The organism is Pseudoalteromonas sp. Of11M-6 (assembly GCF_022347905.1).
Taxonomy (GTDB): domain Bacteria; phylum Pseudomonadota; class Gammaproteobacteria; order Enterobacterales; family Alteromonadaceae; genus Pseudoalteromonas.
Genome location: NZ_JAKRFW010000080.1, coordinates 1 through 12,985, shown reverse-complemented (window position 1 = coordinate 12,985; position 12,985 = coordinate 1). Strand labels below are relative to the sequence as shown.

Here is a 12,985-nt window from a genome sequence, read left to right as displayed (position 1 = left end):
GATTTTTGTTCTTCTGAGTGTGTTTTGGTCGCGACGCTCGACTTGCCGCCTAGTAATCTAGGCAAAAGTTGAGCAACAATGAACAAAGCGCACTCAGGTCAACCCAAAGGGCAGCGCTTGATTGGCATTTCTTCTGTGTTGCCCCACAAGGATGTGGGGTAAGGTGACTTTGCAGGAGCACAAAGTCTTTATCACCAGACTTACGTAGAATGACTACGCTACGCTGGCTCTGCCTTGTATAAATACCAATCAAACTGCTGCAAAAACAAACTTGAAAGATCAACAGGCCCTAATGTTTTAGTTATTAGCCAATCTTCTTATATTTGATACGTTTAGGCTCTGCCGCCTCAGCACCAAAGGTCTTCTTCAACCATTCTTCGTATTCAGTGTAGTTGCCGTCAAAGAAGTTGATTTGGCCTTCATCACGGTAGTCTAGAATGTGGGTCGCGATACGGTCTAGGAACCAACGGTCGTGCGAGATACACATAACGCAGCCCGGGAATTCTAAAATCGCATTTTCTAGGGCTCGTAACGTTTCAACGTCTAGATCGTTGGTTGGTTCATCCAGCAACAGTACGTTACCGCCTGCTTTTAGTAGTTTTGCTAAGTGCAGACGATTGCGCTCACCACCAGACAGCTCTTTTACAAACTTTTGTTGGTCATTGCCCTTAAAGTTAAAGCGGCCAACATAGGCGCGGCTTGGTACTTCAAAGTTACCAATTTTAAGAATGTCTTGGCCGTTAGAGATCTCTTGGAATACGGTGTTATTACCGTCCATGTCATCACGGAACTGTTCAACAGTGGCGATTTCAACCGTTTCACCAATAGTGATGTTACCACTATCTGGCTGCTCTTGACCGCTTAGCATTCTAAACAGCGTTGACTTACCCGCGCCGTTTGCACCGATGATCCCAACAATTGCACCTTTAGGTACGTTGAAGTTCAAATCGTCAATCAACAATCTGTCACCGAAGCTCTTACGTAAGTTGCTCACTTCAATCACTTGGTCGCCTAAGCGAGGACCAGGTGGAATGAATAGCTCGTTGGTTTCGTTACGCTTTTGATAGTCGTTTTGCTGAAGCTCGGTAAACTGCGCCATACGTGCTTTAGACTTAGCTTGACGACCTTTTGGATTTGAGCGTACCCATTCAAGTTCTTTTTCAATCGACTTCTGGCGTGCTTTCTCTGATTTTTCTTCTTGCTTCAAACGTGCATCTTTTTGCTCAAGCCATGAAGAATAGTTACCTTCCCACGGAATACCATGGCCACGGTCAAGCTCTAAAATCCAGCCTGCTACATTATCTAGGAAGTAGCGGTCGTGGGTGATCGCTACCACTGTGCCCTCGTAGTCATGAAGGAAGCGCTCCAACCACGCAACCGACTCGGCATCTAAGTGGTTAGTCGGTTCGTCAAGAAGCAGCATATCTGGCTTTTCAAGTAACAGGCGGCAGATAGCAACACGGCGTCTTTCACCACCTGATAGGTGCTCAATTTTCGCATCCCATTCTGGTAAACGAAGCGCATCGGCAGCGCGCTCAAGCGCATTATCTAGGTTGTGACCGTCATGTGCTTGGATGATAGCTTCTAATTCGCCTTGCTCTTTAGCTAGCGCATCAAAGTCAGCGTCTTCCATCGCGTACTCTGCGTACACTTCGTCTAATCGATTCAGGGCGCGTTTTACTTCGCCAACTGCTTCTTCAATCGTTTCACGAACGGTTTTGCTTTCGTCTAGTACAGGTTCCTGCGGTAGGTAACCGATCTTAGTACCAGGTTGCGGACGAGCCTCGCCCTCGAATTCGTTATCCACACCCGCCATAATGCGAAGTAAGGTCGATTTACCTGCACCATTAAGGCCTAAAACACCAATTTTAGCGCCCGGGAAAAAGCATAAAGAAATATCTTTCAGAATAGTGCGCTTAGGTGGCACAACTTTGCTCACCCGCGACATGGTATAAATATATTGAGCCATGAGTTTCCAATCTCTTTTTTAAGTTAGATGTATTTTAGAGAAAGCCTTCCTGTGCTGCAATGTTGTGGACTACATGATATAAAAAATATAAGTTCCTTCGCTAATTAACTTGAGTTGTGGATAGTTAATACCTTTCTAGCAGTCAGTTCCAGTGCAAACGGTGTTTAATTACTAACCAATAGCTATATTGGTTAGCAAATTCGCCTTGCTTATAGGAAGCTGGCACCATAGCGAGAGCAGGATGCGGAAGCGGTGTTTTCCCTAAAATTCTCTGGTTAGACAAGGAGGTAAATTAAGTTGTACTTTAACAACAATGAGTTAGAACATTCCCTATCCAAATCTTAGATTAAGCAAAATATTTTCGTGTTTAAGTTGTAATTCGATGTAATGGTTTAAGTCAGAAATAGCTTCTACACTGCAGTAATGCTTCATGAATTGAACCACTGTAAAAAGGATTACAACATGTCACATCACTGCAATCAAAACCCCATTGTTTCAGCTGCCATATACCCACCCATAGGTGTAATGCGGGTTGGTAACAGCCCTGAAGAATTTTTTATTGGCCCTGAGGTCGATACCGCCATTCCAAGAGATATGAATTACTATCGCGATAGCACGGGGGCGTTGAAGCGCCAAGCCGCGCGTTTTCGTATTTATGGATTGGACGCCGAGGGCAACATCGTTAAAGAACTCACTTGCGACGATGGCGCTTCTATCATTTGGCATGCTCGCTTGGCTAATCAAAAAGCATCTTGGTATGAGTTTCAATTAGCGTTGGATATTCCAGAGGCGGCTGAAGCCGAGCCGAGTTTACTGCGCAACCTCAATGTAAACGACCGTGACAGCTTGCTCATTGATGGTGGGGCGCAGCAGATCAGTGGTATTGCTTCTGGGTGTGGTTGTAGTCGCTTTGAAGGATGCTTTGCCGGTAAAAAAGTGTACTTAGGCGAAATGCGTACCGATGATAAGGGCCGCTTACTTATGCTTGGTGGGCACGGGGTGTCAGAAAATCCTCAAGGCCACGAGGCGATCACGTTCGGTAATAATGAAGGCTGGTACGACGATACTTCGGACGGCCCTGTAACTGCTGAGGTGAAATATCAAGGCAAAGCACTTGATGTGAAACCTGCATGGGTTATTTGTGCGCCACCAGATTACGCACCAATGCAAAAATCTCCGCGAACCATGTGGGATTTAATGCGTCAGGTTGCAGTTGACGCCAAGATGCTACCTGCACCTAAGGGTAAGCCTTCCTTTAGTAAAGACATTCTGCCAATTTTCCAAAGGTTAACCGATTTACAATGGGTTAATGCGGGATTTGCCGCAGGGTTTGGCTGGAATAGCCCCTTTGATTTTACTTCAGAGACTTGGATCAGCCGTTTAAATGACAATTCACGTACATGGCAAGAAGCAAGACGTAATCTCTTTAATAACTTTAGACAGATAGAAAAAGTCACCACGGCGGATGAAAAACATAGTTGGAACCCTAAATTTGCCGCTACCGCACCGCAGTTGTGGCCTTGGTTGTACGGCGATGCGATGAGTGTAGATGCCGATGACTCGCCAAGGCAGTTTGTCACCCTGACAGAAATTCAGTTGAATATGTTACAGCAGTGGTCGAATGGCGAATTTGACTCTGATTACGACCCTTGTTATCGCCCCCCAACCAGCATTGATGAAATTCCGGTTGCTGAGCAACCAGAGATGTTAACTAAAGCGGCGATGGAGTTCTGTTTAGCGGATGCTTTCCACCCTGGATGTGAAATGACTTGGCCAATGCGTACAGCGGGCATGTATAGCGAGGCTTTCCGTCTTAAACATTCAGAAGATACTGCACCGACCCACGGCACCAATTATGGCGTGGAAATGACATCAGAAATCGCGCTGCATTCGAGCGGCCCATTAAAAACGGGGCAGGTTGCTGGTGGCATTACACGTTGGATGGCCATTCCTTGGCAAACAGACACCGCGAGTTGTCGCGATGGCTACAATGAAGCTTACGACCCTTATTTACCGACCTTTTGGCCTGCACGAGTGCCAAATAATATGCTTAGCGAGCAAAATTATCACCGGGTAGTCGATGAAACTAAACCATTTGCAGAGCGACAAGCAGCATTTAATGACCGGGAGCTGTGGCTAAACGATTTGCCGATAGGCCCTTCAACCAACTATATTGAGCAGATCAACAGTATGATCACTGGGTTTGGTCAACTGGCGGTGGTATTACCGAAAACAGAAAAAGGCGTAACTGGTTTTCCAACCACCATGCAAGTAGGATTAACACCAGCCAAAGCGGATCACAAAGCAGAAAAACTGCTGACAGCAAGTCGTAATGAAAGCATGCGAGATTGTCGTCCTGATTTGTCACAAACCGACAAAGCACACCGCCGGAATCGCAAATAATAAGGGCTAATATGGCTGAAAGGAAATCGGATATTGTAATTGTAGGTGCAGGCATTGCAGGATGCATTGCTGCACTTGCCTTGCATCCTCACTACCAGGTGATAGTAGTCGATAAGCTCGCCGTAGCTAAAGACAAAGTGGGCGAGTGTTTACCGCCAGCGGCGTCTAGAATTCTCAAAAAGCTTAATTTGTTGCACTTACTACAAAGCCCGGAACATCTCACTTGTCACGGTATGATTTCGTTTTGGGGTAGTGAATCGCCTACCATAGTGGATAACGTTAAAAACCCCGATGGTTTGGGATGGCACATTCATCGGCAGCATTTTGAACAGCAGCTTCGTGATCAATTAGTGCTTCGTGGTATCCCTTTGTTATCTTCTACAAAGCTTACTGATGTGGTGCAAACACAATCAAGTTGGCAAGTTAGGGTTGAAGGCCGCGACACTGACATGTCTATCACGACAACACTGCTTATTGATGCCACCGGTCGCGCCTGTCATCTGGCGAGGCGACTCGGTGCAAAACTACAACAGTTTGATAAGCAAATGGCACTGTGGCTTACCGCAGAGGTTGCCACGACGAAACAGTTTGCGGTGATAAGCGATGAAGAAAATGGCTGGTGGTATAGTGCGCCGAGCGCGGCATGCTCTTCACTCGATCCTAATATGCAGCCTCGGGTGTTTTCTTGGCAGGCTTGCGCTGATGCGATCAAAAAGTGCAACATCACCAACGCTCAAGATTTTTTAGCCAAAGTAAAGCAGGTGAGGGGATTTAGCACCTTAGTGGACTTGGTGAATATAGAAACAGCATACCTGCGCCCAATGGTAAGTGCAAATTCGGCCCGTTTGGATAGTTGCGCAGCAAAAGGCTGGTATGCGGTGGGTGATGCGAGCATGAGCTTTGATCCGCTCTCTTCGCAAGGTATGTTGCATGCCATGACCAGCAGCATGCAACTTGCGGATATGCTGCTGTTGCACGGTACGGATTACAAACATGGCGCAAAACTATATCAGTCGCAAATGGATAGAGTGTGGATGCGCTACCTTGAGCATCGACAGCACTTTTACGAGGGCTCAAAGTTAATCGGTTAACACTTATTATTACTTGTTTGGATTAAAGAAGTGTTTGGATCGAAAGAATGCGACAACATCTATAGTGGTGAAACCAATACCATTGCTGCTGGCCGTCAGTTGATTGCGATGCTTAAAATGTCTGAATAAATGTTGCCTAGCAGTGGCGGTGAACACTCACTTATTCGCTGCCACCAGTGGAAGCTGAATATGAGCAATTGCACCTTGTGCATCCTTACGATTGGTTAAGCTCAGTTTTCCGTTATGCTGTTCAACGATATTTTTAGCTAAGATGAGCCCAATCCCTTTACCCGCTGCTTTAGTGGTGTAAAAAGGTACAAATAGGTTGTCAGCGTTCTTTATGCCATGCCCTTCATCGAGTACTTCAATACCTGCGAATTTATGATTGTGATACGCTTTGACGTAAACAGCATTGCGCTCACCTCCAGCTTCCAAGGCATTTTTAATCAGGTTTACAAGTGCCTGCTCAAGTAAGCTTTGATCAATTTGCAGCGTAAAGTCCTGTTCAATGGTTAATCTCACGCGATTGTCAAAAAGCCCTACGAGCGGCGTTAGTAAGTCACTTATGGATATCGCTTCTATATGAAGTTGATGCTGTTTTGCAACGCTTGCATAGCGATTAACAAATGACATCAGGCCATCGCTGCGCTGCACAATCACGCCAAGCGCTTGTTCAAAATCGGCTTGATTTTCTTGCGTGGTGGGAATTTCTATCAAGGTTTGAGCAAGTGACTTAATCGGCGAGAGAGAATTATGAATTTCGTGGCTGAGCACTCTGATCATTTTTTGCCAAGCGTCGCGCTGAGCTTGACTGACAACCGCTTGCACATCGGTTAAGATCACTAAGTGCGCCTGCATGCCTGCAATGGTAAGCTCGCTATAGCGAAGTTGCCACTCATCACCTAAGGTGGGGTGGTTAAAGTGCCAATGTCCACTATGATATTCAAGGCTAAACTTATGCGCTTTTAATAAACGCTGGCTTTGCCATGGTTTGCCAATCCAATTTGAGAAGGCTTCATTGGCATGCACCAGTGCAGTGTCGTTATCGAAAATCGCGATGGGGCTGGGCAGTTGTTCAATGAGCCTAAATAGTAATATGGCTTGGTGGTCTCGCTCTGATTTGAATGATTGCAGCTGTTCACACAATTGCTGTGTTTCCTGCTGCAAACTGTGAAGAATGCCTGAGCTGTCAGAGGTGTACAAGCGCTGTCCATACTCTTCGTTTTTAATCGCCTCTATGGTGGTTGAGAGGTGATAAAAAGGTTGTATCAGGCGCTGTTTAAAATGATACAGCAGCAGTGCGAGCGGACAAAGGACAAGGATAAAGTAGGTGATAACACTGAGTGTTGAGACCTCAAGGATGACCATAAAAAAAGCGCTGAGCACGGTGAACAGCAACCAAATAACCAGACAAAAAATCTCGATAGTCTGTTCAAAGTTAGGCTTTTTCATAGGCAAGCTCATCGTGTTTTGATATCAAACTTATCAAGGCGACGATATAGGGCACTTTTACTGATCCCAAGTAAAACAGCTGCATCTTCCACATTATCATGGCATTGGCACAGCGCCATTTTAATCAACTTTTGCTCGGCTTGATCTAGCGTCATCACTTCAGGCTCGCTCTGCTCTGTGGTTACCACAGATTTTAAAGAAAGCGCGCTTTCTTCAATTTCAGTGCCATCACACAGCAAAATCGCACGTTCCATCATATGGCTAAGTTCACGGATATTACCCGGGAATGCGTAACTTTGTAGTCTTGTTTGTGCTGCATGAGACAAAGGTTTTACGTCTAGTTCGTAGGTCATTGCGTGCTTTTGAATAAAAAAGTCGGCCAGCGGAATTATCTCTGTGCGACGCGAGCGCAGTGGTGGGATCTCAAACTCCATTGTATTTAGTCTGAAATACAGGTCACTACGAAATTGACTTGCTTGTTGTTGCGACTCTAAATCTGCATTAGTTGCGCTAATAATTCTACAGCTTGCATGCTGCGTTTTGCTCGAGCCAACAGCTTCATATTCCCCTGTTTCTAATACTCGTAGTAGCTTCGCTTGTTGAGGCTCTGTGAGTGTGCCTACCTCATCCAAAAACAAAGTCCCTTGCTCAGCCATTGAGAAACGACCTTGTCTATCCTGTTTAGCGTCAGTAAACGCACCTTTCACATGGCCAAACATTTCACTTTCAAACAGTGACTCTGGAATGGCCGCCATATTGGTGCTCACAAAGTTGCCTGTGATGTTACTTTGCTGGTGGATGTAGCTGGCAATTTGTGATTTTCCCGTACCATTTTCCCCTCTAAGCAATATATTCGCTTTGGTTTTGGCAATGCGATCAAGTTGGCTTTTTAGCGCTTGCATCGTAGGGCTTAACCAGAGTAACGCATCAGCATGGTCTACATTTGGCGCTATTTTAGCTGTGGTTAGTAGGGGGGAAGCCGATTGTTGTTTTGCAGTGATTTGCTTTAGCCCTAAATGCTTTTTCACCATCATTACTACAGCGTGGTTGTCCCAAGGCTTGGCAAAAAAGTCTTTGGCGCCGCGCTGCATGGCTTCGACGGCGAGTTCGACGCTAGACCAAGCGGTCATCGCAATAAAGGTTGCGCTACTTTGGCTTGCATACTGACTCAAAAAAGCGAGACCTTCATCGCCGGATGTCGTATCGAGCTCATAGTTCATGTCTAGCAGTACAATATCAATGTCGTGCGCATTGAGCTGCTTAGCGGCACAATCAAGACTACTACTTTGGAAAATGGTAAAACCGTGGTTTTTTAGTAAAAACTGTAAGCTAAGGCGGATATCGGCCTTGTCATCAACGATTAAAATTGAACCTTGCATAGTGTGTTGTAGGCAAAGAGCGTTTACACGCCACGCTTTGCCTACTCATTCCTGTTGTTATTAACTTATTCGTTTCTTAGCGCTTTAATGGGATCTTGGCTTATCACCCTTTGCACAGGTAAATAGCTTGCGATGAGCGCAATCAGCAGCATGATAGGGATTGTCACGATAACAGCGAACCAGCTCATGGAAATAGCAGTTGTGCTTATCTTTGTCAGTATCCCATATCCGATTGCAACGGTTAATGCACTCACTCCAAGGCCAATCATTACCGGTGTTAGACTCTGCTTGAGCACTTGTGCTATCAGTTTGTGTGTATGTGCGCCCAACGACAAGTGAATGCCAAGCTCATAGCGACGCATTTGTACGCTGTAATTGAGCACGCCGTAGATCCCTGCGCCAGCTAGGCTTAAGGTAAGGGCTAATAGGGCGACAGTCAACATTGCTTGCAGCCAAGTTTGTCTTAACCTCTGGGTTAGCATGCCATCTACAGGCTCAAAAAAAGCAAAGTTTAGACTCGGATGAATGACCTTGAGAGCATGAGTTAATTGGACTTTTGACAGTGCAGAATTCCCCTTGATAATAAAAGATGTGCTGCCTTCAGTGACAGGCAAGTAATAGCGCTCTAAGGTATAGCCTCGGTTGCCCGTAGGTACGTAAATATCACTCACAACCCCAACCACTTTTCTTGGCACCTCTCTGTCAGCATAGAGGGTTTGACCGATTGGATTTTCATCTTTGTACAAACGCTTAGCGAGTGAGGCCGAGAGAATTATTTCATTGTTGTCTGAGCCTGAGGCCATGATCGGTGTAAACCGGCTTCCTTGCTCAAGTGGTAGTGAAAGCGCAGTGAAACCGTCTTCGTCGTAAAAGGACAAACTGACGATACCGATCAGCGCAATATTTTGGTCATACAAATAATTTTGCCATCCCATTTGCAAAGGCGAAGCATAACTTGCCGATATCGATGTGATGCTCGCTTGATTGGCTAAAAGCTGTTTGATTTGCTTGCCAAGCTCAAAGTTATCGATTCCTGTGGCACTGCCGTCGATACGGACATAGTACAAATGCTCAGTATCAAACCCAGTGGGATGGGTCATTTGCGCGTATGCGGGAACTAATTTGTTGGCTGCAAGAAAGAGTAAAATACTGGCAAAGCATACTTGTAATGCCACCAACACTTGACGAGTACGCTTGGAAATTTGCGCGCCAGTGCCTTTACCGCTGCTGTGTAGCGCATCTGTTAGGGCATAATAGTTTACTTGTTTGCTGGTAAACCAGGCGATGAGTAGCGCCATTATCAGACTCAGTGCACAAGCAACCACTATGGTCGGCCAATCTAGAGTTAAGCCCTGCATGCGACTAAATAAATAGCTCAAGTCGTTTGCTAACCAAACATTCAACCACTCGGCAAGCAATAATCCGAGTATAGTAGCTGCCCCCACTAACAGGACGCTTTCGCAAAACATACTGACAAAAATGTGAGTAGGCTTTGCCCCCAGTGCCACTTGAATTGCCATGGTGCGCTGTTTTTGCGCAGCCCTTGAGAGAAATAAATTAACAACATTGGTCAGGGCAATGAGCACCAAAACCGCAGCTGAGAACAACAAGGTAATGGCGAGCTCATCACTTCGTGCAACTATTTTGTCGCGCAGTGGTGTAAACTGAGCGCCAATTCGCGTGTTAGGCGCTACGTTTTCACGGGATTGGTAAAGCGTGTTAATCTGTTCGCCCAGCGCATGATTCATCTGCTCAATGTTTACACCTGCTTTCAGTCGAGCGATACCGTTAAACTGGCTACTGATGTTATTCCAGTGCGAGGTGGTGGTGACAGGCTCCGGAAAGCTACTAAAGCCGCTAACGGGAAAGCCACCAAAGATCTCAGGCACTTCAAACGCTTCTCCCGTTACTCCGATAATTTGATAGCGTTCACGATCTATGGAGGTGTAGCTACCAACGATATCTGGATCGGCATTAAAGTGCGTTATCCAAGAATGATAACTCAGGACTAAAACTTTTTGTTCATCGCTGACGCCTTCGTCTTGCTTTAGCGCGCGACCAAGATGCAGTGGCGTGCCTAACAACTCAAAGAATTCGGGAGTCACTCGAATTATGTCTACCGTGGGCATATCCTTAATGTCCATAAAACGAGATGATACCAAGTGCATCATCGTCATTTTGTCGATAAATTGCTTATCTTGATATAGCTGAAACTGGGTGGAGAGCAGTTGGAATCCATATTGGGTTTCTCCATTAATGGTTTCGCTTTGATCGGTCACCCACAGCTTATCTGCATCAGGGTAGGGGAGCGGTTGCGTGATCAATCTATGGTTGATATTAATCACTACCGTTAGCGCTGCTAAGGTTAATGCTAGGGTGACAAGTACGGTAAGACTAAATCCCGGAAGCTTCCTCAGATTTGACAGTGCGAGCTTACATTCCTCTTTTATCATCCCACCATCTCCAAATTCATTTCATCCACCATCACCCCATCTAACAAGAACAGTTTACGTTTTGCCATGTCTGCATACCTAGGGTCGTGGGTAACCATACACATGGTTGTGCCTTGGGCGTTTAGGTCGCTCAGCATGTTCATTACGGCATCGCCATTTTTTGAGTCCAAGTTTCCTGTAGGTTCGTCAATAAGCAGAATATCTGGCTGATTGGCGAGTGCACGGGCGATGGCGATACGTTGCTGCTGTCCGCCTGACAGTTGATTGGGCTTATGTTCTGCTCTGTGGGTCATTTGTACTAACTCCAAGCAAGTCATTACCCGTTCTTTTAACGCAGTATTTGAGAGTGCAGTGCTACTGTACTTGATAGGTAAGGCGATATTGTCAAAGACGTTCAATTCATCAATGAGATTAAATGACTGAAACACAAAGCCAATATGTTTATTTCTTAGTGTGGCTCTTTGGTTGACGTCAAGGTTACTGACATCGTTACCCGCAATTGTGTAGGTGCCGGTGCTTGGGCTGTCTAATAAACCAAGAATATTTAGAAGTGTTGATTTACCGCAGCCCGATGGGCCTGAAATTGACAGATATTCGCCCTGAGTTACATTGAGGTTTACGCCACGCAGTGCCAGTGTTTCCATTCCGCCGAGGACAAACTTTTTAGTGATGTTTCTAAGTTCAATAACGTGTTTATTATTCATTGTTCTTCCTTTGGTTTGTTATTTGCTCAAAGTCACTACGGGTGTGTCGGCATAAGATGTCATATCTGACAAAATAAACTGCTGATTTGTCGAAGCGCCACTGAGTAGTTGAATGTGCTGTGACGTTTCTGCGCCATAGTGTACTTGAATTGCATGGGCTTGTTGTTTTTCTTTATCAACAAGATATAAGGTTGCTTGGCTATAAGGTTTTGCACCGACGGGTTTGTCGATGAACAGTGCGGAACTCAATTTGTCGATAGAGACTTTTCCCTCAATATTTAGCTCGGGGCGAGCACTCGCGGGCAGACTTTTAGGCAGTGTCACCTCAACTTCAATATTGCCATTTTGTACCATTGGATTAATGCGCGACACTTGGCCTTCAATTAAGTCGTTACGGGTATTGATGCTCACATGCTGAGCCAGCTTTATTTGCTGGGCATAGGCTTGTGGGATCTGCAATTGCGCATATAAATCTGTGGTGCTACCAACCAACACCAATTGAGTGCCAAGAGAGACGCTTTGTCCAAGTTCCACATGAAGTTGTTGCAAGACCCCTTTGATCCCAGCTCGTACGGTGAGCTTATTCACCCTATCTTGCACCAATAAAAATGCTTCATTACTGGCATCAATATTCGACTGCGCAAGCTGTAGATTGGCTTTGTGTAAGGTCTGTAATTGCGCTATTCGCTGCTGCTCTATATTAATGCGGCGTTTCAGCTGGCGATGGGTAAGTACCGCGCGTTGGTAGTCGAGTTTAGAAACAACTCCATCTTCAACCAATTCTCCTTGAGCGCTAACCTCCAGCTCGGCACTTTCTAACTCAGATCTCAGAATTTCTAAATCCGCTTGGTGAGACAGCAGTTCTCGTTGTTGATTGATATCGAGCTGTAAATATTGGTCTTGCGATTGCGCCAAACTGCGTTTGGCATTTTTTAAAGATTGGGCCAAGTTTGCATCTTGTAACTTCATAATGATGCTGTCGGGGTTAACTTGTGCACCTGGGCGCAACACAATTTCTTCAACCGTGGCATCGCTCGCGGCACTTATCAAACGCGGCGTTTTCGATTTAAGCTGACCATATCCAGATACACTGACCTCTAAATCCCCTTGCTGGACCTCCGCAATCCATGTTTTTGCCATAGGCAAAGATGCCTGCGCTGAGGGCTGTATTAGCAGCCATATAATAACTACGGCGAAAATGGTTCCGCCAACAGCCCACAACCAGTTAACCTTGTTGCGCTTTTTATGTTCGACTTGTATATCCATGTTGATATCTCTGGTGGAATAAAGGTTGTTATTACTCAGTAGATAACAAGTCGCATGCCAAAATTTAATTTACTGAAATTATTAGATTTTTTGTTTTGTCTGTTTGCATGGAAGGAGTGCTTTTTGCGGTTTCGAAAATAAAAATTGTGGTTTTGGGATGAGTTAGCACAGCATTTTTGTTGAATTTATGTAATTTTTTGTTGCGATTTTTCTCGTGGTCTGGTTTTATTTAGGTTAGAACAAAATGTAAGGATAACTAGGAATTATG

General features: G+C 45.4%; 8 protein-coding genes. 2 read left to right on the top strand and 6 right to left on the bottom strand.

Annotated elements, in window-relative coordinates:
• Positions 1-304: 304 nt before the first annotated feature.
• Positions 305-1,969, bottom strand: a complete 1,665-nt coding sequence (gene ettA / locus MHN32_RS22595; RefSeq protein WP_010604458.1) for an energy-dependent translational throttle protein EttA — start codon at positions 1,967-1,969, stop codon at positions 305-307.
• A gap of 462 nt (positions 1,970-2,431) precedes the next feature.
• Between ettA and MHN32_RS22590 the strand changes: the two genes are divergently transcribed.
• Together MHN32_RS22590 and MHN32_RS22585 are read left to right on the top strand one after the other, a co-directional pair.
• The gene (locus tag MHN32_RS22590) at positions 2,432-4,372 is read left to right on the top strand and encodes a LodA/GoxA family CTQ-dependent oxidase (RefSeq protein WP_237117249.1); all 1,941 of its coding nucleotides are present in this window, start codon (positions 2,432-2,434) and stop codon (positions 4,370-4,372) included.
• A gap of 11 nt (positions 4,373-4,383) precedes the next feature.
• Positions 4,384-5,463, top strand: a complete 1,080-nt coding sequence (locus tag MHN32_RS22585; protein ID WP_237117248.1) for a tryptophan 7-halogenase — start codon at positions 4,384-4,386, stop codon at positions 5,461-5,463.
• 156 nt (positions 5,464-5,619) lie between these two features.
• Here the strand turns inward: MHN32_RS22585 and MHN32_RS22580 are convergent, their stop codons facing one another.
• The 5 genes from MHN32_RS22580 to MHN32_RS22560 all read right to left on the bottom strand — a co-directional run bounded on the left by MHN32_RS22580 (position 5,620) and on the right by MHN32_RS22560 (position 12,717).
• Positions 5,620-6,915, bottom strand: coding sequence for an ATP-binding protein (locus MHN32_RS22580; protein WP_237117247.1), 1,296 nt, complete (start codon positions 6,913-6,915; stop codon positions 5,620-5,622).
• An 8-nt stretch (positions 6,916-6,923) separates the two neighbouring features.
• Positions 6,924-8,294 (bottom strand): sigma-54 dependent transcriptional regulator, encoded by a 1,371-nt coding sequence (locus tag MHN32_RS22575; RefSeq protein WP_239422870.1) that lies wholly within the window; start codon positions 8,292-8,294, stop codon positions 6,924-6,926.
• A 65-nt stretch (positions 8,295-8,359) separates the two neighbouring features.
• Positions 8,360-10,747, bottom strand: a complete 2,388-nt coding sequence (locus MHN32_RS22570; protein WP_239422869.1) for an FtsX-like permease family protein — start codon at positions 10,745-10,747, stop codon at positions 8,360-8,362.
• Positions 10,744-11,451 carry an ABC transporter ATP-binding protein gene (locus tag MHN32_RS22565; RefSeq protein ID WP_211868275.1) on the bottom strand — a complete coding sequence of 236 codons (708 nt, stop codon included), beginning with the start codon at positions 11,449-11,451 and terminating at the stop codon, positions 10,744-10,746. Before MHN32_RS22565 ends, MHN32_RS22570 begins: the two co-directional genes overlap by 4 nt.
• An 18-nt stretch (positions 11,452-11,469) precedes the next feature.
• Positions 11,470-12,717, bottom strand: coding sequence for an HlyD family efflux transporter periplasmic adaptor subunit (locus MHN32_RS22560; protein ID WP_239422868.1), 1,248 nt, complete (start codon positions 12,715-12,717; stop codon positions 11,470-11,472).
• Between the last annotated feature and the right edge of the window lie 268 nt (positions 12,718-12,985).